This is a genomic window from Nocardia sp. AB354 (genome assembly GCF_049538315.1).
GTDB lineage: Bacteria > Actinomycetota > Actinomycetes > Mycobacteriales > Mycobacteriaceae > Nocardia > Nocardia nova.
In genome coordinates this window covers 68,187-89,023 of sequence record NZ_JBMVFU010000030.1, presented here as the reverse complement: position 1 = coordinate 89,023, position 20,837 = coordinate 68,187, and the positions used below count along the sequence as shown (strand labels likewise).

At 70.5% G+C, this 20,837-nt stretch carries 16 protein-coding genes; 8 read left to right on the top strand and 8 right to left on the bottom strand.

The window, feature by feature from the left end:
• The 5 genes from ACPCUW_RS31055 to ACPCUW_RS31035 all read right to left on the bottom strand — a co-directional run.
• On the bottom strand, positions 1-522 hold a 522-nt coding region (locus tag ACPCUW_RS31055), incomplete at its 3' end, for a hypothetical protein (RefSeq protein ID WP_423428760.1).
• A 246-nt stretch (positions 523-768) separates the two neighbouring features.
• Positions 769-1,938, bottom strand: coding sequence for a VWA domain-containing protein (locus tag ACPCUW_RS31050; RefSeq protein WP_423428758.1), 1,170 nt, complete (start codon positions 1,936-1,938; stop codon positions 769-771).
• A 22-nt stretch (positions 1,939-1,960) separates the two neighbouring features.
• The gene (locus tag ACPCUW_RS31045) at positions 1,961-4,333 is read right to left on the bottom strand and encodes a DUF5682 family protein (RefSeq protein ID WP_423428757.1); all 2,373 of its coding nucleotides are present in this window, start codon (positions 4,331-4,333) and stop codon (positions 1,961-1,963) included.
• The gene (locus ACPCUW_RS31040) at positions 4,330-5,433 is read right to left on the bottom strand and encodes an ATP-binding protein (RefSeq protein WP_064911278.1); all 1,104 of its coding nucleotides are present in this window, start codon (positions 5,431-5,433) and stop codon (positions 4,330-4,332) included. Before ACPCUW_RS31040 ends, ACPCUW_RS31045 begins: the two co-directional genes overlap by 4 nt.
• Entirely contained in the window at positions 5,430-8,405 is a 2,976-nt protein-coding gene (locus tag ACPCUW_RS31035; RefSeq protein WP_423428756.1) for an SWIM zinc finger family protein, read from the bottom strand. The genes ACPCUW_RS31040 and ACPCUW_RS31035 overlap by 4 nt, the downstream gene beginning before the upstream one ends.
• Positions 8,406-8,666: 261 nt before the next feature.
• Here ACPCUW_RS31035 and ACPCUW_RS31030 point away from each other — a divergent pair, with 261 nt between their 5' ends.
• The 5 genes from ACPCUW_RS31030 (at position 8,667) to ACPCUW_RS31010 (ending at position 13,957) form a co-directional block, all read left to right on the top strand.
• Complete coding sequence (locus ACPCUW_RS31030) at positions 8,667-11,072, top strand: AAA family ATPase (RefSeq protein ID WP_423428754.1); 2,406 nt, start codon at positions 8,667-8,669, stop codon at positions 11,070-11,072.
• Positions 11,057-11,476 (top strand): hypothetical protein, encoded by a 420-nt coding sequence (locus ACPCUW_RS31025; RefSeq protein WP_423428752.1) that lies wholly within the window; start codon positions 11,057-11,059, stop codon positions 11,474-11,476. Before ACPCUW_RS31030 ends, ACPCUW_RS31025 begins: the two co-directional genes overlap by 16 nt.
• 23 nt (positions 11,477-11,499) lie before the next feature.
• Positions 11,500-11,913 carry a YchJ family protein gene (locus ACPCUW_RS31020; RefSeq protein ID WP_423428751.1) on the top strand — a complete coding sequence of 138 codons (414 nt, stop codon included), beginning with the start codon at positions 11,500-11,502 and terminating at the stop codon, positions 11,911-11,913.
• 144 nt (positions 11,914-12,057) lie between these two features.
• The gene (locus ACPCUW_RS31015) at positions 12,058-12,330 is read left to right on the top strand and encodes a SelT/SelW/SelH family protein (RefSeq protein WP_030514989.1); all 273 of its coding nucleotides are present in this window, start codon (positions 12,058-12,060) and stop codon (positions 12,328-12,330) included.
• 58 nt (positions 12,331-12,388) lie between these two features.
• A complete protein-coding gene (locus ACPCUW_RS31010; RefSeq protein ID WP_423428750.1) occupies positions 12,389-13,957 on the top strand; it encodes a carboxylesterase/lipase family protein in 1,569 nt (522 codons plus the stop codon).
• Between the two features lie 6 nt (positions 13,958-13,963).
• On the opposite strand, the gene ACPCUW_RS31005 is transcribed toward ACPCUW_RS31010, so the two are convergent.
• From ACPCUW_RS31005 to ACPCUW_RS30995, 3 genes are all read right to left on the bottom strand, one after another.
• Positions 13,964-15,268 carry a cytochrome P450 gene (locus ACPCUW_RS31005; RefSeq protein WP_369817459.1) on the bottom strand — a complete coding sequence of 435 codons (1,305 nt, stop codon included), beginning with the start codon at positions 15,266-15,268 and terminating at the stop codon, positions 13,964-13,966.
• A gap of 100 nt (positions 15,269-15,368) precedes the next feature.
• Positions 15,369-16,085, bottom strand: a complete 717-nt coding sequence (locus ACPCUW_RS31000) for a TIGR03089 family protein (RefSeq protein ID WP_423428749.1) — start codon at positions 16,083-16,085, stop codon at positions 15,369-15,371.
• Positions 16,073-17,518, bottom strand: coding sequence for an LCP family protein (locus ACPCUW_RS30995; protein WP_423428747.1), 1,446 nt, complete (start codon positions 17,516-17,518; stop codon positions 16,073-16,075). Before ACPCUW_RS30995 ends, ACPCUW_RS31000 begins: the two co-directional genes overlap by 13 nt.
• Positions 17,519-17,793: 275 nt before the next feature.
• Here ACPCUW_RS30995 and rfbD point away from each other — a divergent pair, with 275 nt between their 5' ends.
• The 3 genes from rfbD to ACPCUW_RS30980 all read left to right on the top strand — a co-directional run bounded on the left by rfbD (position 17,794) and on the right by ACPCUW_RS30980 (position 20,832).
• Positions 17,794-18,657, top strand: coding sequence for a dTDP-4-dehydrorhamnose reductase (rfbD, locus tag ACPCUW_RS30990; RefSeq protein ID WP_064901699.1), 864 nt, complete (start codon positions 17,794-17,796; stop codon positions 18,655-18,657).
• A gap of 129 nt (positions 18,658-18,786) precedes the next feature.
• Entirely contained in the window at positions 18,787-19,698 is a 912-nt protein-coding gene (locus ACPCUW_RS30985; RefSeq protein ID WP_423428745.1) for a glycosyltransferase family 2 protein, read from the top strand.
• Positions 19,699-19,758: 60 nt separating this feature from the next.
• Positions 19,759-20,832: a sugar phosphate nucleotidyltransferase gene (locus ACPCUW_RS30980; RefSeq protein ID WP_062995279.1), complete on the top strand. Its 1,074-nt coding sequence runs from the start codon at positions 19,759-19,761 to the stop codon at positions 20,830-20,832.
• Positions 20,833-20,837 lie beyond the last annotated feature (5 nt).

Here is a 20,837-nt window from a genome sequence, read left to right as displayed (position 1 = left end):
GCCGCCGGCAGGCAGCTGGATGAAGCACTGCGAGCAGACCGCCGGCCGCGGCTCGGACGCCTTCTCCTCCTGTGCCATCACGGTTCTGGTCGCGCTGCGACCGCGGCGGCGCGCGTCCACCTTCGGCGTCAGCGGCGGAACGCCGACCTCGGCGGGCATCTCCGCACCGTAGTGCTGATAGCACTGCCAGCGGGCGTAGGCCGCATGCAGTTCGAGATCGTCGGGAATCGGCAGGCCGGCGAGTTCGAGCACGTACTTGTAATCGTCGCCGACGGTGTGGTTCTGGCGTACGCACAGCGCGGTCAGCGGCGGCTCACCGGCGCCGTGGCAGCGCCGCGCGACCTTCCGCAGAATCGCGGCCATCCAGGTGCGTGTCGGCGCCTCGGTATGCACCCCGGACACGTCCTGAATCCGTTCGGCCAACTCGTTCACAGTGATGAAATGCCCGTATCCGGTCGCGGTTTCGGCCAGTTCGGCATGTGCGGCCAATGCCCAGGCCACCGCCGCCTCGCGAAATGACACCGCAGTGCCGTCACCTACCCGCCATGCTCCTGCCGTCGTGGCCACGGAATTCTTCAACACCGGTCCAAGTTATCGCGTCGATTTCCGCGCCGGCGCGCGGCCCGCCGAACTGCGCGGCCCGTACGGAGGAAATCGGCCGTACCCCGCCGAGAACAGCAGGTAGTCGCCGCGCGACTGTGCTGCCGGTGAGAGTTGCGGTCCGGCAAGACCTTTCGGTGGCGCCGGACACGGGCGCCGGTCGGGTGATCATCGGCGGCTCGCGTTGGATCGGGCCCAGGTCGCCACGTCGCCGCGGTCGAGGGCCACCGACAGCAGGTCGGGAAAGCGGTCGGGAGTGCACGCGAAGGCGGGCACTCCGAGCGCGGCGAGCGCGGCGGCGTTGTCGTGGTCGTATGCCGGGGCGCCCTCGTCGGAGAGCGCGAGCAGTACCAGGACCTGGACGCCCGCCTCTTTCATCGCCGAGATCCGCCGCAACATCTCGTCGCGAATTCCACCCTCGTACAGGTCGGAGATCAGGACGAACAGCGTGTCGGCCGGACGGGTGACGAGTTGCCCGCAGTAGGCGATGGCCCGGTTGATATCGGTTCCGCCGCCGAGTTGTGTGCCGAACAGCACATCCACCGGATCCGACAGTTGCTCAGTGAGATCCACCACGGCCGTGTCGAAGACCACCAGTGCGGTCTTCAGCGAGCGCATGGAGGCGAGTACCGCACCGAACACGGAGGCATAGACGACGCTGGCCGCCATGGACCCCGATTGGTCGATCGCGAGCACCACCTCCCGCCGCACCGCCTGCGCCTTGCGCCCGTATCCGACCAGTTGCTGCGGCACCACCGTGCGGTGTTCGGGCAGATAGTGGGCGAGGTTGCGGCGAATCGTCCGATCCCAGTCGATATCGCGCAGCCGTGGCCGCGACACCCGCGCCGCGCGGTTCAGCGCACCGGACACCGCGGCCACGGTGCGCGCGGCGAGCCGGCGTTCGATGTCGCGCACCACCTTCTCGACCACGACTCGTGCTGTGGCGCGGGTTGTTTCGGGCATCATGCGGTTCAGGCTGAGCAGGGTGCCGACGAGCTGGACGTCGGGTTCGACCGCCTCGAGCAGTTCGGGCTCGAGCAGCAGTTGCGTGAGTTGCAGCCGGTCGATGGCGTCGCGTTGCATGACCTCGACCACCGTCGACGGAAAGTAGGTGCGGATATCGCCCAGCCAGCGGGCGACCTTCGGCGCCGAACCACCCAGGCCGGTGGCGCGCTTGTCCGGCGGCGCGTGCTCGTCGCCGTTGTAGAGCGCCGACAGCGCCCGGTCCATCGCCGCGTCCTCGGCGGTGCCGAGCCCGCCCAGACCCGCCTCGGCGGGAGCGCCGAGGACCAGTCGCCAGCGCCGGGCCTGCACTTCATCCGATTCGATATGGGTCATCGTCGGCTCCTCTCGGCTCGAATCATCGTGCGCCCGCCAGAATTTCGGTCGCCGCGTGCAGGGCCAGCACGCCGCGGGCGGCGTCCGGCCCGGAGTGGCCGCGCTGCGGCGCGGCCGGGGGCGTGCCCTCCCGGACGGCTCGGGCGATGGCCTGTCGTTCTCCCGCCTCGAAAGCGCCGAAGGTGCGCCGCAGCAGCGGCAGGGTCGCGACGAATTGCTCCTCGTCCAGCTCGCGCAGCCAGGAGTCGATGCGCCGCAACAGGTCTCGGTCGTGGACGAGCAGCAGGCCACGCCCGCCCAGGAAGCCGTCGATCCACGCCGCCTTCTCGGCCGGGCTGTGGCCGATCGACAGGGCCGCCGACAGCCGACGCGCGGCCTCGGCGTCGGCGATGATTTCCGCATCGCAGAGCAATCGAACCGCGCGGCCCACCAGCGCCCCGTGCACATCGTCGCGGTCGGCCACCAGGCCCAGTGCCGCCAGCCAGGACCGGGTGGCGTCCGCATCATCACGGGTCGCGATGGCGACGTGGGTGGCGTCGATCAGGCCGCGCAGTTCGGTGGCGGCATCGGTGTCGAGACCGGTGACGGCGCCGGGCAACCCGGCGCAGATGCGCAGGAGCAGGCCGTCGGCGACTCGCGCCAGCGCGCCGAGGTCGGTGCTGCGGACGTCGCCGTAGCGCAGGGTGCGGATCAGTCCGGGCAGTGCGGCCAGCAGGTGCGTGACGTCGTGATCCAGCGCGGCCACCGCCTCCAGGCGAGCGACCAGACCGTCCACCGCGCCGCCGAGGTCGGCCAGGAGCGCGGTCTCCAGGGCCGCGCTGATATCGGCGACCGTGGCGTCGGAGGCGCCGGCGCGGTCGAGGATCTTCGCCTCGGCCGCGGTGCGGATGGTCGTGCCCCAGCGCGACGCCTCGATGACCGCGACCGACAGGCCCGGTTCCCACCGCAGCGCCCACGATTCGCGGAAGGTGCCGGTATTGCGGACCTCGCCGGTGACGGGTGTGCCCCAGTCGATTCCGAGCAGTCGCAGCCGATGTAGCAGATGTGACCTGGCCACATCGCGGTCCTTGCGCAGATCCAGGTCCAACTGCTGTGCCAGAGCCTGCTGTTTGAGCCGCAGGGTGCGCGCCTGCGCGCGCAGGTCGGCATCCAGCGGGACGGTCGGCGTGCTCTCGGGCACCGAACCGAGCGCCTCGCCGACGACCAGTTCGTCGCTGACGAACCGCAGCATCGACTCGTCGCCGTCGCAGAGCACCGACCGCGTGGCATCGGTGACCTCGGACAACCCTGGCGCGGGACGACCACGCAGCGCGGCCAGAGTGTCGGCCAGTCGCACCGACTCGATGATGTGCGCACTGGAAACTGGCAGGTCACGGGCGCGCAGCGCGCCGGCCACCCGGGTGAACCAGCGGGCGATCGGGTCGTCGATCCGCGTGAACAGGTGGTGGTACCAGCCGGGCGAGGTGATGCCCGCGCCGTATCCGGACGAGCCGGCCAGCCGCGTGTGGGTCCACGGCACCCAGGTGAGCGTGGCCTTCACCTTCGGCAGACCCTTGAGCAGGCGGGAATCGGCCGCCGCCGGACCGAGTTTGCCCGCCAGCGCCGGGGCGTGCCACGCCCCGCAGACCACCGCGATCCGGCGCGCACCGCTTTTGAGCGTCCGGCGGATGACCTGCCGCATATACGCTTCACGCTGCAAGGTGCGCAGGTCGATGCCACCGGGCAGGAGCTCCGTGGGCGCGGATGAATCCTGCTGTGGCGCAGTATCTTCCGTGTCGAAGGCATGTGTGGCGTGCCGATCGAGGTCGGACGGTGGCGGCGGGTCGGCTCCGGGATCGGTCTCCGACGCCGCCCGGGCGGGACCGTCTCCGGCCGCGGCGCGCAGTGCGCCCATGGCCTCGGTGATGGCCTCGAAGATGTCGGTGCCGTCCCCGGTGGGATTCGACGACGATTCGATGACGGCGTCCCACCACCGCTCCGGGTCGTCGTATCCGCCCGCGGCGGCCAGCGCGGCCAGCGGATCACCGCTGTCACCCGGCTCGGTGTCGAGGGCGAGGGTGTGGGTGGCCGGAAGATCGCAGAAGCTCACGAGGACAGCGTGTTCGGACGCGTACCGCAGCGCCTGCCATTCCGGGGAGAACACCGCGAACGGCCAAAAGGCGGCTCGCGAAGGTTCGTTCGGAGCGTAGGCCAGCAATGCCACCGGCGGTTCCATACCGTCGGCGGCGACGTAGGCGACCAGCGGGTCGGCATCGGCCGGGCCTTCGATGAGGATCGCATCCGGGCGGAAACGTTCCAGCGCCCAGGACAGCGAGCGCGCCGACCCGGGACCGTGGTGGCGGATGCCGAAGATCCGGGTCTGCGGCTCGTCGAGCGCGACCGCGTCGCCGCTCACCCGTGCACCTCACGGCAGGCGCGGTAGAAATCGGACCAGTCGGGGCGTTCGCGGACGACGGCCTCGAGGTACTCGGTCCACACCACGGCATCGGCGACCGGATCCTTGATCACCGCACCGAGGACCGCACCGGCGACATCGCTCGCGCGCAACACCCCGTCACCGAAGTGCGCCGCGAGCGCGATGCCGTTGGTGAGCACCGAAATCGCCTCTGCCGTCGACAACGTGCCCGAGGGCGACTTCAACTTGGTCCGGCCGTCCTCGGTGATGCCGGAACGCAGTTCGCGGAACACCCGCACCACCCGCCGCACTTCCTCGGCCGCAGCCGGAATCGGCGGCAATTGCAGTGCGGCGCCGAGCTGTTCGACTCGGCGGGTCACGATCGCGACCTCGTCGTCCTCGCCCGCGGGCAGCGGCAGCACCACGGTGTTGAACCGGCGGCGCAGCGCGGAGGAGAGTTCGTTGACGCCGCGGTCGCGGTCGTTGGCGGTGGCGATGACGTTGAAGCCCTTGGCCGCCTGCACCTCGATACCGAGTTCGGGCACCGGCAGCGTCTTCTCCGACAGCACCGTGATCAGGGCGTCCTGCACGTCGGAGGGAATGCGGGTGAGCTCCTCGACGCGGGCGATCGCACCGGTGCGCATCGCGGTCATGACCGGTGAGGGCACCAGTGCGCCGGCGCTCGGCCCTTCCGCGAGCAGGCGCGCATAGTTCCAGCCGTACCGGATCGCCTCCTCGGCGGTTCCGGACGTTCCCTGCACCAGCAGGGTGGAGGCGCCGCTGATGGCGGCCGAAAGATGTTCGGACACCCAGGTTTTCGCGGTGCCCGGTACGCCGAGCAGCAGCAGTGCCCGATCCGTCGCCAGCGTCGCGACCGCCACCTCCATCAGGCGGCGCGGTCCGACGTATTTCGGGGTGATCACGGTGCCGTCGGGCAGGGTGTCGCCCAACAGGTAGGTGACCACCGCCCAGGGCGACAGCCGCCACGACGGCGGCCGCGGACGGTCGTCGACCTCGGCGAGGACTCGGAGTTCGTCGGCGTAGGCCTGTTCGGCATGGGGACGCAGCAGGTCGGCGGGTGGGTTCTGGGTGGTGGTCATGCCAGCTCCTCGAGCATCAGGGTGCGTTGGGTCAGATCGTCGGCGAGGCGGTCGAAGGCGCTCTGCCAGTAGGGGTCCGTACAGCGGCGGGCGGCGACGGTCACCGCCGCGACCGCGCGGACCGGGAAGTTGATCGCGGCACTGCGCAGCAGCGTGCGATAGGAGGCGGGGGACAGCCCGGCCGCGCCGGGACGGGCGGCGGCCAGATGGGCGCGATCGAGCAGCAGCCGGACCAGGTGTTCGGCCAGCGGCTGCGGCCACGGCCGCGGAAGCGCCGAGACGAGCAGTTCGAGTTCGGCCAGCCAACTGCTGTCCAGGCCGCACAAGTACCGCACCCGCCGCTCGATCGGCAGCAGCGCGAACAACCGCTGTCGCAGCCGCGGATCCGCACCCAGGGTGGGCGTGGTGGTCAGCACCTCGAACAGCGGAATCGCCCAGCGGGAATCGCCCTGTGCCAGAGCCGCTTCCGCCCATCCCGCGGCGACCGGCCCGAGGATGTCGTCGGGCAGCCCCAGCGCCGTGGCGGCCTCCGCGGATCCGCACAGCTGCTCCCAATGTCGCAGCGGGGTGGCGGCGATCAGGCGGCGCAGCCGTTCGGCATCCACGTCCGCCCCGCCGTCGCGGCGGTAGGCCACCGGGTCGAGCCGGTCGGCGAGTCCGTCGCGGCGAGCCGCGTCGTCGAGGTCGTGCGGCAGATGCGCCTCGAGCCGGCCGGACCGGACGGTCAGCCACCGGCCGGCGCGCTCGCGCATCCGTTCCGCGAAGGCCGAATCAGGCAGGTGGGCAAGGAGATCGGCGGCCGTGCGGCGAACGTCGGGCCGCGCGTCGTCGAGCGCCGATTCGAGCAGTGGCTCGTCCTCGGGCCCGACTCCTGCGGCCAGCACCGCCAGCAGTTCGGCCCGGCCGCGCGCCGGCTCCCGGCTCCAGGTTTCGGCGAGGGCCTGCCGGGCGGCCGCGGCGTCGCGGGCGCGCAGGGCTTCCAGCCAACTTCGGCGTTCGGCAGGCCGGCCGTGCGTCCACACCTGGGGATCGTCGTCACCGGTCCGCAGCAGCGGTCGCCAGCGTGGATGCAGCGCCGCCAGCCACCGCCCCCGAGCGCCCGCCAGGCGCATCAGCGGAACCCGCAGGGCTGCTTGGCTTCTCGCTGCCTCGAGGAGTGTGGCGCAGAGTGCGTCGGGTGCCCGCCGGTCGCCGGGCAGCGCGGCCTCGAACCATTCGGCGAGCATCGGTGAGCCGTCGGCCAGCAGGTCGTGCAGCCGCTGTGCCGCTGCCCGCGGCAATGGGGCGCGATCGTCGTCGGCGGCAGGGACCGGCAACTCGGCTCGGGCCGGTGGCACCCCGCCGCGGTGATACAGCTCCTGGAGCGCCACAGCCCCCAGCACGGCATGTTCCGGAGTGTCGGCGCGCGCGGCCGAAGTCACCGCCTCGGCCAGTCCGCCGGGATCGAGGGTGCGGCGGGCGGTACCCAGCAGCGCAACCGGCACGATCGGCTCCGACGAGGCCGGGACGGCGGTGCCGGGGGTCGGTACCCCCAGAAGTGATTCGGTCTCGACCCCGACGAGTTCGCCGGCCACCAGAGCGGAGACCGGGACCAATCCGGCCGCGGTCCATTCACCGATCACCGTCAGCGGATGACCGCCCGACAGTCCGATCAACTGCCACGGCACCTCGGCGGTCGCGGCGATGGGCACCGCCGTGCCGTCGGGCTCGGCGAGATACCAGCCGGCGGTTCCCGGGCTCGGCACCACGTCCGCCAGCAGCATCGGCCACCCACGCAACCACGGATCGGCGCCCAGTGCCCGCGCGTGAGCGTCGAGCTGTCCGGCGATGGACGCGGACTCCGAGACGATGGTGGTGAACGGTTCCGGCTCGCCGTGGCGCACGCCCCACACCGCGCGCAGCGGCATCGCCCCCGAGTAGTAGTGCAGGTCCGCCTCGACCATGGTGCCGGGAATCGGCAGCTCGCCCGCGAAACTCGCACTGCCGAAGCTGTGGTCGAGGATATGTGCCCAGCGTTGGGTGTCCCGGCCGAGCAGCAGAGTGCGGCGGGTGAAGACCCGTTCCTCCTCGGTGATCCGCACCCCGAGCACCATCCACCGGTCGCGGATCGCGGGCTCGCCGCCGCGGACCTCCTCGGCCTTGGCCGGATAGCCGATATGGGCGCGTACCCCGGCAGCCAGCGCCGGCGGCAGGTCATCGAGCCGCCGGTGTGCGCCGATCAGCAGATGCAACCGGGCGTATTCGCTGAGCAGAATCGCCGGCCACTGTTCGACGCCCAGGGTGCGGCGCGGCAGTTGCCGCAATGCTGCCGCCACCCCCGGCGCCTGCGAATCCACCATCCGGGCGGCCACCGCCTCCAGGGCCGCCGCGGAATGGTCGGCCTGGGCCAGGCCGGTGCGGATCTGGTCGCCGAGCCAGACGTCGAGATCGTCGAGTCCGGTGGTCACTCGCGCCCGCCGCTGGTCGAGCGTCGACTGTTTGGTGCCGCGCGTGGCCGGCTCGGCCGGTTTCGCGGCCCGTGCGGCCCGGCCCGCCAACCACTCGGCCGCGAAGTCGGCGGGTGCGTCGGACGCCGCGACCGTGCCCTGCGACCAGAGCAGTAACAGCGACAGCGCATGTTTGCAGGGAAATTTCCGGCTGGGGCACGAGCAGCGATAGGCGGGCCCCGACAGGTCGACGATCGTCTGATACGGCGTGGCGCCACTGCCCTTGCACTGCCCCCACAGCGAGCTGCCGTGGACGCCGGTGCCCAGCCATGCGGCGGTGAGCTTGCGGGCGGCGCTCGCCGATGCGGCGTCGGGCGCCAGGGCCAGCACATTGTCGGCGGTGACGGCGTAGGTCGCGGCCGGAGAGGTCGTCACGTGTTCCCCCGTTCGTTCGGTACCCACGGATTTGTACCCGAGCCCACCGACAACATCGCGCGCCCGGCCGTCGACGCCGCCGTCCGGCCGGCCGTCACCGGGTTCGCTCATCGATTGCGAGACGAATTGCCGTGGCGCGGAATGTGATTGCAGGATCAAGCGCTGTTGTGAATGATCGTGATCTCTGGCATTCTGATCTGTTCGGTTGAACCGAGCCACCCGTCAGGGGTGTAACCCGTGGAACTGCCCGGCCGGGACGGCCGAGGGGTGGACATCGGGCGGTTCGACCGTTCGATGGCCATGCGTCCCGCCCGGGCCGGTTCTCCGGTAGCGTTCGCCACGACGAGTCGTGCGCGAGGGCCGGGAGGGGCAGTGGGGCAAGAGCAGGGGGAGGTCGCGCCGCGGCTGCGCGACCTGGTTTCGGCTCGGCTGCAGACGGATTCGTCGGTGAGCCCCGAGGTAGCGCAGACGGTGCTGGAGGCGCTGGGGGAGTCCGCCGAGGCGGGCGGCGCCGGGCCGCGATCCGGAGTATTCCTGCGTGCCATCCGCGTCCGCGGCTTCCGCGGAATCGGTCGCGAGGCGGTACTGCGCATCGCGCCCGGCCCCGGTCTGACGCTGGTGGTCGGCCGCAACGGGTCGGGTAAGTCGAGTTTCGCCGAGGCCGCGGAACTCGCACTCACCGGCGTCAACCGGCGTTGGGAGGGCAGATCCGCGGTCTGGCGCGACGGCTGGCGGAATATGCACTGCGAGCAGGATCCCCGGATCGCGATCGATCTGGTCGCGCATGAACGCGGCCCGTTCACGATCGAGCGCACGTGGGCCGACGGCGACGAACTGTCCGAAGGCAGCTGGACGCAGCACGAGAACGGCAGCGACAGCGACCGATTCCGCCCGCAGGACTGGGCCCGCGCCCTCGAGCTGTATCGGCCGTTTTTGTCCTACAGCGAACTCGGCGCGGTGGTCGACGGCCGTCCCAGCGACCTGTTCGACGCGCTGCATCGGCTGCTCGGGCTCGACGACATCAGTGCCGCCTTGGACCGGACCCGCACGCGCCGAATCGAATTGGAACGCGCCGCGAAACAGTCCCGGGACGGCCGGCAGGCTTTGCTGGACGAACTGATCACCGTCGCCGACGAGCGCGCCGAGCGCGTCGCCGAGATGTTGCGCGCGCCCGCGCCGGATCTGTCCGCGATCGCCCACGAACTCGCCGGCGCCCGCCACGACCCCGGCGGTGTCGCGGCACTGCAGGCCGTGGCACGGCTGCGCATTCCGGCTCCGGCCCAGGTCGAGGCGGCCGCCGAGGCGGTCGAGGGGGCCACCGCGGAGCTGCTGGACCTGGCGACCGGCGATCTGGAGGCCGAACTCCGGGTGGTCGACCTGCTGCGTGGCGCCCGCGAACACGCCGAGGGCGGCGAATGCCCCTGCCCGGTCTGCGGCCACGGCCGGCTCGACGCGCGGTGGCGGCGCGAGGCGACGGCCCGGATCGAGGCCGTCGAGCGGCGCGCCGCCGTCCTGACCGCCGCTCGGAGCGCGCTGGGCGAGGCGATCGCCGCGGCCCGTGCGCTGATCGAACCGGTTCCGCCGGAACTGGATTCGACCATCGCCGCGCCGAATATCGATCCTGTGGACGCCCGTCGCGCCTGGTCATCCTGGTCCGCCCTGCTGGAGGTCGAAGCGGGCGCCACGCTGGCGGCCCGGATGCGCGGCGCGCACGCCGACCTCGCGGTGCGGCTGGAGGTGTTGCAGCGGGCCGTGCACAAGGAACTCGATCGCATCGATGCGGTCTGGACGCCGCTGGTCCCGCGCATCGCCACCTGGCTGCACGAGGCGCGGCTGGTGGCCGCGGCCGATGCCGAGCTGCGTACCGTCCGCCGCGCCGAGGACTGGCTGAAGTCGGCCGCCGCCGGCCTGCGCGACGAGCGGCTCGCCCCGCTGGCCGAGCACGCCCGGCGGATCTGGGGCGGGTTGCGCCAGCGCAGCAATGTGGATCTCGGCGCGATTCGCCTGCAGGGCAACGCCGGAGCCAGTCGCAAGGTGCTGCTCGACGTCACCGTGGACGACTCCGGAGCCGCCGCTCTCGGAGTGATGAGCCAGGGCGAATTGCATGCGCTGGGCCTGGCCCTGTTCCTGCCGCGGGCCACGGTGGCCGAAAGTCCGTTCGGATTCGTCATGATCGACGACCCGGTGCAGGCGATGGATCCGGCGAAGGTCGACGGACTCGCCCGCGTGCTGGCCGCGGTGGCGCGCAGCGGACGCCAGGTCATCGTGTTCACCCACGACGAGCGGCTGGCCGAGGCGGTGCGCCGGTTACGTTTGGACGCAACGGTTCTCGACGTGCAGCGGCGCGAACACTCGCGAGTGGAGGTGCGCGCGGTCGAGGATCCGGTGCAGCGCTATCTCGGCGACGCGCGGGCCCTGCTGCGCACCAGGCAGTTGCCCAAGCCCATCGCGAACGAACTGGTCATCACCTGCTGCCGATCCGCGATCGAGGCGGCCGCGTTGGCCCGCGCGCGGCGAGAACTGCTGGCCGCCGGCGTCGACCACCGCGAGGTCCAGCGCCGCGTCGATCGGGCCCGGACCACGTGGGAGACGGTCGCCCTGGCGGTCTTCGGTGTGCCCGACCGGGTCGACGATCTCAACGACTATCTCGACCGGGAGGCGCCGTGGGCGCGCGCGGTGGTGCGCGATGCCACGGCCGGAGCCCATATCCGCATCCAGCGTCGCTCGGGCGATTTGATCTCGGGGACGAAGAGATTCGTGACATGGCTGAACCCGTGAGCCCGACCGTGGCCCAGCGTCTGGCGGCGGCCGCGGAATTACTCGACGGCACGGTCACCGATGCGGGCGGCCTGTGGTCGCGGGCGACGGTGTGGATCCTGCGGATCGCGCTGGAACAGTCGGTGGACCGGCTGTGGGCGCGAGTGTCGCCACCGCTGGCCCGGTGCAGTATGCGCGCCCAGCTGCTGGCGCTGGACAGCTGCGCCGGCCCCGAACTGTCGGGCCGGGTCGCCGGATTGTGGGCGACGCTGTCGCGGGCCGGACATCACCTCGACTCCGAACCCGCGCCGACCCTGCACGAACTGCGTGACTGGTACGACGAGACCGCCCGGCTGGCCGGGGAACTCGACCGCATCGGCCGCGCGGATGTACCCGCCGTCTTCGGCCGCCGCCGGAACAGGTGATATCGGGCGGCGATAATCGTCGGATGGCCGATACCTTTCCCGACCGTCCGGACGACACCGACCGCTGTCCGTGCGGCAGCGGCGAACAGTTCGGGCAGTGCTGCGGCCCGCGCCTGGACGACACCCGCCCGGCGCCGACCGCCGAGGCGCTGATGCGTTCGCGCTACACCGCCTTCGCCGTCGGCGATCGCGACTACCTGCTGCGGACCTGGCATCCGCGAACCAGGCCGCGACGGCTGGCCCTGGATCCGGCGCAGCGCTGGGTGTCGCTGCAGGTCTTCGCTACGGAGGCGGGCGGCCTCTTCGACGACACCGGAGTGGTCGAATTCCGCGCCACATACCGATACGACGGCCGGCGGGGTGTGCTCTCCGAGTGCAGCAGGTTTGCTCGTATAGACGGCCGCTGGGTCTACGTCGATGGAGATATCGAATCGTAACCGGCTCGTAAAGAGTTTCCCGTGCTCTCCCATTATTATTTCGGCAATACATTCCCGATTAATGCAGATAGCGAAGGAGTTGCCGTAAACGTGGACAGTCGCGCGGTGGCTACCGGGAATCCGGACCCTCATTAGGGTCACCGCATGGCACGAATCGCGATCGAATACTGCACGCAATGCCGATGGTTACTGCGGGCCGGATGGATGGCCCAGGAGTTGCTGAACACCTTCGGCACCGATCTCGACGAGGTGGCACTGATTCCCGGAACCGGTGGAGTGTTCCGGATCACCGTGGACGGTGAGCAGATCTGGGAGCGCAAAGCCGACGGCGGCTTCCCGGATGTCGCCGGGCTGAAACAGCGCGTGCGCGACCGCATCGATCCCGCCCGCGACCTCGGCCACATCGATCGAGGCTGACGCGGTACGAATGATCTCGGACGTACTCTCGGTTACAGGGAGTACGAGGAGGTGCGAGATGAGCACTCAATTCTTCGAGGCGACCCCGGTCGAGGACACTGCCGGACCCGTCGCCCACACGACCAGCGGCGCGGTACGCGGATTCCGTACGGGATCGGTTCACGTGTGGCGCAGCATTCCCTATGCCGCGGCACCGGCGGGACCGAAGCGGTTCGCCCGGCCGGAACCGCCCGAACCCTGGTCGGGAGTGCGTGACTGCACCGAATTCGGCGAGATCGCGCCGCAGACCATGGGCGATATGGTGCCCGTCGACTCGGGGCTGCGCATGGGCGAGGACTGCCTGTGGGTCACCGTGTGGGCGCCGGCCGCCGAGCCGGTGCAGCCGCGTCCGGTGATGGTGTGGCTGCACGGCGGCGCCTACTGTCTGGGCACGGCGGCCCAGGCGATTTACGACGGCCGCCGGATGGTCGAGATGGGCGACGTGGTGATCGTCGCGGTGAACTATCGGCTCGGCGCACTCGGCTTCCTCGATCTGTCCTCGCTGGGCGACGGGTTCGTCGCCAACCTCGGCCTGCACGACCAGATAGCGGCGCTGGAATGGGTGCGCGACAATGCCGCCGCCTTCGGCGGCGATCCGGGCAACGTCACCGTCTTCGGCGAATCCTCCGGCGCCGGATGCGTCACCGCGCTACTGACCTCGCCGCGGGCCGCGGGCCTGTTCCACCGCGCCATCGCGCAGAGCCCCCCGGCCACGACGGTCTTCGGCCCCGACCGGGCCGCCGGGGTGGCGAGCCGCTTCCTGGAGCTGATGGATCTGCCGCCCGAACGTGCCGGGGAACTGCTGGAATGCCCCGTCGAACGGATCGTGGACGCGGCCGGAATCCTGCTGGACGAGGTGCCGCTGCAGTCGCCGGGGCGCCTTGCCGCGGCGCCGGTGGTGGACGGTGATCTGCTGCCCACCTATCCGACCGACCGCTTCCAGCAGGGCCGCTCGCATCGCGTACCGCTGATCATCGGCACCAACAAGGACGAGGCGTCGCTGTTCCGGCTGTTCCGCTCGCCGATCATGCCGGTGACACCGGATGCGGTGAACGCGATGCTCAATGCCGTCGCGGGGGAACACCCCGGAATGTCGCACGAGCGCATCGCCGAAATCACCTCCGCCTACCCGGATCTGACCAAGACTCGCGGCGCGCTGGCGATGTCGACCGATGCGGCGTTCCGGATGCCGGCGCACTGGGTCGCCGATGCGCATTCCCGGCACAGCCGCACCTGGATGTATCGCTTCGATCAGGCCACGCCGATGCTGAAGGCGGCGCGTGTAGGCGCCGGACACGCCACCGAATTGCCGTACATCTTCGGCAATTTCGGCTCCTTCGACCACGACCCGACCTTCTGGCTGGGTGGTCGCAAGGTCGCGAGCGAGGTCTCGGGCCGGATGATGCGGCGCTGGCTGGCCTTCGCCGAGCACGGAGTGCCGGCCGCGCTGGACGGCTCGAAGCATTGGCCGCCCTACCGCGAATCCACCCGCACGACACTGGTCGTCGACGCCGCGGATCGAGTCCTCGACGATCCCGATCACGATCTGCACACCGCCTGGGGCGACCAGGCGGTCGGCTTCAGCTGAGCCGGCTCAGACGCTGCTGGGCTGTTCGGCGCGCTGACCGAGCAGCACCGGCAACCGGCTGTAGCCGTGCAGGGTGAACAGCGGCCGGCGCTGCGGGCGACCGGCCAGCACGAGATTCGGGAAACGCTCGAACAGCGACCGCAGCGCGTACGTGCCCTCCATCCGGGCCAGGCTCGCGCCCAGGCAGGCGTGGATGCCGCTGGAGAACGTCAGGTGATCCTTGGCGTTGGCGCGGGTGACGTCGAAGCGGTGCGGTTCGTCGAACACCTTCGGGTCGCGGTTGGCGCCCGACAGCGACAGCACCACCGTGCTGCCCCGGTGCACGGTGACCCCGCCCAGTTCCGCATCGCGCCCGGCAATGCGGCCGGTGTTCTGCACCGGGGCGTCGAAACGCAGAATCTCCTCGATCGCGTTGGGCCACAGCTGCGGATCCTCGCGCAGCAGGTCCAGCTGATCGCGATGGTTCACCAGCTGCACGACGCCGTTGCTGATCAAATTGACCGTGGTCTCGAATCCGGCGCCCATCAGCAGCGTGGCGGAGGCCTTCAACTCGGTGTTGTCCAGCGTGCCGGAACTCACCAGGCCGGACAGGATGTCCTCGCCCGGTTCGCGCCGCAGCCGCGCGATGTGCTCGTCGAGATAGTGGTCCATCTCCAGAATGGCAGCCGAGGCGTCGCGGGTGGTTGGCCAGCTGATGCCGATATCGAGCATCGGCGAGACGGCGTCGCCCCACGCCAGGAAGCGGTCGCGGTCGGCGTCGGGGAAGCCCAGCATTTCGGAGATGATCGCGATCGGCACCTGGGAGGCGAAATCGGCGACCAGATCCGCCGAACCGCCGGAGGGCAGGGCATCGAGCAGTTCCGTGGTCACCGATTCGACGCGGTCGCGCAGCCGGGCGATCGCGCGCGGAGTGAATGCCGAGGCCACCGGTTTACGCATCCGGGTGTGGTCGGGCGGATCGATCACCAGCATCGACGGCGGCTGCACCGGATTGGGCGGCAGCGGCGCCAGATCCATCAGCGGCCGCAGCGGTCCGGGCACGAAACCCTCGGCCGCCGCGACCTTGAAGGTGGTGTCGCGCAGCACGGTCCGCACCACCTCGTAGTCGGTGGTCGCCCAGCCGAGGGGGGAGTGCACCAGCCGTCCCTGTGCGCGCAGGGATTCCAGCAGTGGTATCGGATCATCGACCGCCTCGGGGCTGGACATCAGTTGTGCCACGGTTTCGCCGCGCCGGGCGTAGGTCTTCAAGACCAGCCGCGGCGTGCCCTGCACCACCAACCACCGAAACCAGTACTGCGGCTTCATCGCCATCCCCGTTCGTCGTCCGGTTCGCTGACCCCCACACTACGGAGTAGCGGGCGAGCCGAAAACGGCCTGCGGGTGGATCGCCGTGCCCTACCCGGGTAGGAGATCAGGACCGGCGAGTGGTGACGCGCTCGGTCTCGATCCGGTGCTCGAGCCGAGCCGGATCCGGGGCGGTCACCTGCACCAGCGAGGCCCCGGCCGCGTACACCGCGAGCAGTCCGTCGATCAGGTGGGCGGTGGTGTCCCAGTCGGTGGCGGACAGCACCCGGTCGCTCGCGGTGAACCCCTGCTGTTCGGCCGAGGCCCGGGCCGCGGCCACGGTCTCGGCGACGGTGGCGCCGTCGAGGGCGGCGCCCGCGCCCGACGGGTGGAATTGATCGCCGTGCGCCCGCACCGACGTGGCGTAATCGGTGACGCCGACCGGCAGATCGGCGACGGGCATGCCCATCGGATCCAGCGACAGCGCGGCCACCTCGGCGATATCACCGGCCTCGTCGATGCGCGCGGCCGAGACCAGCGCGAGCTCGGCGTCGGCGTCCGGCCGCAGCACCACCTCCGTGCCCGCCCACCAGCAGCCGAGCAGGACCGCGGCGGTCTGCCAGTGCGCGGGCAGCAGCACCGACACGCGTGCGCCCGGAGCGAGGCCGAATTCGTCGCGAATCATATTGGCGGTCTTGGCCGCCCAGTTCGCCAGCGTCAGCCCGGACAGTTCGATGCGGGCACCGGTGCTGTCGTCGTAGTGGGTGATCCGGGGCGCCGCGGGCTCGCGGGCGAGGATCGGGCCGAGCAGGGCATCGGTGAGAGTGTCGTTCAGTTCACGCATTTCGGTCCGTTCTGGCCGGCGTCGATGGGAGGCGCGGGCGGCACCGGTGTCGCGGTGCCCGAGGCCGGCGAGGTTCCGGACATATCGAACAGACTGCCGGCCGCCGAGCCCGGACCAGAGTAGTCATCGGCGAGCACCACGCGCACCGCGCCCTCCGGCACATCCGGTGCGGCGACCACGGTCAGGCCGCCGAGCGCCTCGGCGACCGCCTTCGCCTTCGGATCGGAGCCGGAGGCGGCGAGCACCCGGCTGCTGCGCACCGGCGAACCCGGCCAGTTCTCGACGGTTCCGGTGTGGAAACCCTTGCCGGTCAAGGCCTGCGCCACCTGGCCGGCCAAACCACCGGTACTGCCGGCGTTGTAGACGTCGGTGGTGACCGAACTCGGCGCCACCGCCCGGTCGTCGTCGTGCTCGTCGGTGGTGGCGCCGACCGCCGCCGCGACGAAGGATTTCACCGATTTCGGATCGACCTTCACCACGGATTCGCCGTCGGCGGTCGTCCCGTCGAGGTCCTGCACCGGAATGGTCTCGAAATTCACCTTCCCGCCGGACAGATCCTGCAGCTGGTGCATGAAGGTCACCACGTCCCAGTCCTCGTCGAGCACGATCGTGCGGCCGACGGCGTCGCTGAGTTCGCGCAACTTCGCGGGATTGGCGAGGATGCGCGCGTTGAGCGCCTTGTTCACCAGCGAGGCCATGAACACCTGCTGACGCACGATCCGATCCAGGTCGCCGCGGGGCAGCTCGTGGCGCTGACGTACGAAACTCAGTGCCTGCGCCCCGTTCAGGCGTTGCTGTCCGGCTGGGAAATCCGCGCCCGAGAGCGGTTCGTCCACCGCATTGTTCAGGCATACGTCGACCCCGCCGACGGCATTGGTGAGCAGCACGAATCCGAGCAGCCCGACCTCGGCGTAGTGGTCGACGGTGATCCCGGTGAGGTTGGCGACCGACTTGATCAGCGCCTGCCGGCCGGCCTGGGTGGACTTCTGCTCGATCTGGGAGTCGGACAGGCCCTGCGACGCGTATTTCTGCCGGGCGTTCTCCTTGGTCGCGCCGTAGGCGGAGTTGATCTTGCCCTTGCCGATGCCGGGGATGTCGACGTAGGAGTCGCGCGGAATCGAGATCGCGGTCGCCGAACGGCCGTCGTTGGGCACCCGGACCAGCACGATGGTGTCGGTGTTGGTGCCGACCTCGTCGCCGGCGTGCAGCATCGCCCGTTCCTGGTCGCTCAGCGGATTGCCGTGTGCGTCGGTGCGGCTGTCGATGCCGACCATCAGGATGTCGACCGCACCGTCGTGGCCGCCGCCCAGGCCGAGATTGCCGATCCGCTCGATACCGGAGATCAAGGAATCCACACTGTGCCAGCCGAAGCCGGTGACGATGAACACCACGGCCGCGGCGGCTACGGCGAGCAGCCGTCCGGGACGATTCACCCCGGGATCCGGCCTCGGGCGAACGCCGCGAGCTCGCGGGATGCGGCCGCCGGGCAGTGGTGCTCCGGCGCCGCGGGGCGGCGACGACGCACGTCTGTTCTGCGGCACTCCGTATTCCTTTTCCACGCTCGATCGACCCCCGTCCGAGAATCTGCCCGCGTAGCCCACCGCCTCCGATACCGGTGGCGTACCGGGGAGTTCCCGGATTCGAGGCTATCCAACCAGTGCGCCCGCACCGCTGAACCGCTGTTGGCGTGGCGTGCCAGACTTGCCGGGTGAGTCCCGATTCCCACTCCCGGCTCGTGATCACCGGTGCTGGCGGACAGCTCGGCCGGGCGTTGCGCGCGGCGGCGCCCACGGCACTCGCCCTGGGGCGTGCCGATCTCGACATCACCGACGCCGAGGCGGTGCGCGCTGTCGTGCGTCCGGGCGACGTGGTGCTCAACTGTGCCGCGTACACCGCCGTCGACGCCGCCGAGTCCGACCACGAGGCGGCGTATGCGGGCAATGTCACCGGGCCGGCGGTACTCGCCGCCGCCTGCCGCGTGGCCGATGCGCGCCTGATCCACATCTCGACCGATTACGTCTTCGACGGCACCGCCTCGGACCCGTACGAGCCGGACGACCCGACCGGACCGGCAAGTGTGTACGGCCGTACCAAACTGGCCGGTGAGCAGGCCGTGCTCGGAGAGTATCCGCAGGCCACGATCGTGCGCACGGCCTGGGTCTACACCGGTGACCGCGGCGACTTCGTGGCGACGATGCGCCGGCTCGAGGCCGAACGCGAGACGATATCGGTGGTCGACGATCAGATCGGATCGCCCACCTACGCGCCCGATCTGGCGCAGGGTCTGCTGGAACTCGTTGCGCGACAGCCGGTTCCGGGGGTACTGCACGCGAGCAACGCGGGTGCGGTCAGCCGCTTCGGGCTGGCGCGTGCGGTGTTCGCCGAACTCGGGGCCGATCCCGAGCGGGTGCGGCCCTGCGGCACCGCCGATTTCCCGAGTCCCGCCCGGCGCCCGGCGTATTCGGTGCTGTCGAATCGAGCGTGGGCCGAGGCCGGGCTCACCCCGCTGCGTGAGTGGCGCGCGGCGCTCGCCGACGCGCTGGCACGCCTGTCGGATCGGGCGAAACCGTAATTCTTCCTGCTCGCCGCCGCGCGAGGCGGCGAGCGTGAGCACCGGTGCCGGCCGTCAGTCTGATAAGGCCCTGTGGGTGGCTGCGCTCGGGTGCCTACTCCGGCCTCTCACCCATTAGGCTGGCCTTCCGTGAGCGCTTCGGATTCAGCCCCTTCCGCGGACCGTACCCCTCAGCTGGCGGTGGTCACCGTAACCTATTCGCCGGGCGAGCATCTCGACCACTTCATCAGCACCCTCGCGACCGCCACCGCGGAGAAGCCGCAGGTGATCCTCGCCGACAACGGCTCGACCGACGGCGCTCCCGAGCTGGCCGCGGAGTCCAACGAACACGTCACGCTGCTGCGCACCGGCGGCAACATCGGTTACGGCGGCGCGGTGAACCGAGCGGTCGCCGAGCTCGATCCGGAAATCGAATACGTGATCATCGCGAACCCCGACGTGCGCTGGGGGACCGATTCGATCGATCAGCTGCTGGCCGCCGCGCGGCGCTGGCCGCGAGCCGGGGCGCTCGGGCCGCTGATCCACGAGCCGGACGGCAGCATCTATCCCTCCGCGCGGCGGGTGCCCGGCCTGCTCGACGGCGCCGGCCACGCGATCCTCGGCACGGTCTGGCCGGGTAACCCGTGGACGCGCCGGTACCGGCAGGAGAACGAGGAGATCGCCGAGCGCACGGTCGGCTGGCTGTCGGGTTCGTGCCTGCTGGTCCGGCGTGACGCGTTCGACAGCATCGAGGGCTTCGACTCCCGCTACTTCATGTACATGGAGGATGTCGACTTCGGCGACCGGATGGGCAAGGCCGGCTGGCACAACGTCTTCGTGCCGACCGCCGAGGTCACCCACGCCAAGGGGCACGCGGCCGGGCGGCATCCGGAGACCATGTTGCCCGCCCACCACGCCTCCGCCTATCGTTTCCAGGCCGACCGCCATCCGCACTGGTGGCAGGCCCCGCTGCGCTGGGCGTTGCGGGCCGGACTTGCGATTCGCTGCAAACTTGCGGTTCGATCTGCGCTGCGCGAGCGCGACCGCGAAGCGCAGCGATAACGCGTGGACCGAACCTGAACAGGGGAAGACTGATGCCGGACAATTCGGGAGGGAGCGGGCGTGGATACCGCAACTGACGCCGTGATCCTGGTCGGTGGCCAGGGCACCCGGCTGCGCCCGCTGACGCTGTCGGCGCCGAAACCGATGCTGCCGGTCGCCGGTCTACCGTTCCTGCATCACCTGCTGGCCCGGATCGCCGATGCCGGCATCACGCATGTGGTGCTGGGCACATCGTTCAAGGCCGAGGTCTTCGAGGAGCATTTCGGCGACGGAGCCGAGCTCGGCCTCGACCTCGAATACGTCACCGAGACCGAGCCGCTCGGAACCGGCGGCGGCATCCGCAACGTGCTGCCGAAGCTGCGCGCCGACAACGTGATGGTCTTCAACGGTGACGTCCTCGGCGGCGCCGATCTGGGGGCCGTGCTCGATACGCACGCCTCGACCCGTGCCGATGTGACCCTGCATCTGGTCCGGGTCGGTGATCCGCGCGCGTTCGGTTGCGTACCCACCGACGAGACCGGCCGGGTCACCGCGTTCCTGGAGAAGACCCAGGATCCGCCGACCGACCAGATCAACGCCGGCTGCTACGTCTTCCGCCGCGAGTACATCGAGAAGATCCCGAGTGGTCGTCCGGTATCGGTCGAGCGCGAGGTGTTCCCGTCGCTGCTGGCCGAGGGCGCCCACATTCAGGGCCATGTCGATGCCTCGTATTGGCGCGACATGGGTACGCCCGAGGATTTCGTGCGCGGGTCCGCCGATCTGGTGCGCGGCATCGCGCCTTCTCCGGCGCTGCCGGGGCAGCGCGGCGAATCACTGGTTCATCCCGGTGCCGGCGTCGCGCCGGGTGCGCTGCTGATCGGCGGCACGGTCGTGGGCCGCGGCGCCGAGGTCGGCGCCGGTGCGCGGCTGGACGGTGCGGTGCTGTTCGACGGTGCCCGGGTCGAGGCCGGCGCTACCGTGGAGCGCTCGATCATCGGATTCGGCGCGCGCATCGGTCCGCGAGCGCTGGTCCGCGACGCCGTGATCGGTGACGGCGCCAGCGTCGGGGCCCGCTGTGAGCTGCTGCGCGGCGCCCGCATCTGGCCGGGCGTGGATCTGCCCGACGGCGGGATCCGCTTCTCCACCGACGTCTAGTTCCG

Bases quoted from the DNA above. Each gene is read 5' to 3' on its own strand.
- ACPCUW_RS31050 (WP_423428758.1), bottom strand. From the start codon at position 1,938: ATGACCCATATCGAATCGGATGAAGTGCAGGCCCGGCGCTGGCGACTG.
- ACPCUW_RS31040 (WP_064911278.1), bottom strand. From the start codon at position 5,433: ATGACCACCACCCAGAACCCACCCGCCGACCTGCTGCGTCCCCATGCC.
- ACPCUW_RS31035 (WP_423428756.1), bottom strand. From the start codon at position 8,405: ATGAGCGAACCCGGTGACGGCCGGCCGGACGGCGGCGTCGACGGCCGG.
- ACPCUW_RS31025 (WP_423428752.1), top strand. From the start codon at position 11,057: ATGGCTGAACCCGTGAGCCCGACCGTGGCCCAGCGTCTGGCGGCGGCC.
- ACPCUW_RS31020 (WP_423428751.1), top strand. From the start codon at position 11,500: ATGGCCGATACCTTTCCCGACCGTCCGGACGACACCGACCGCTGTCCG.
- ACPCUW_RS31015 (WP_030514989.1), top strand. From the start codon at position 12,058: ATGGCACGAATCGCGATCGAATACTGCACGCAATGCCGATGGTTACTG.
- ACPCUW_RS31010 (WP_423428750.1), top strand. From the start codon at position 12,389: ATGAGCACTCAATTCTTCGAGGCGACCCCGGTCGAGGACACTGCCGGA.
- ACPCUW_RS31005 (WP_369817459.1), bottom strand. From the start codon at position 15,268: ATGGCGATGAAGCCGCAGTACTGGTTTCGGTGGTTGGTGGTGCAGGGC.
- ACPCUW_RS31000 (WP_423428749.1), bottom strand. From the start codon at position 16,085: ATGCGTGAACTGAACGACACTCTCACCGATGCCCTGCTCGGCCCGATC.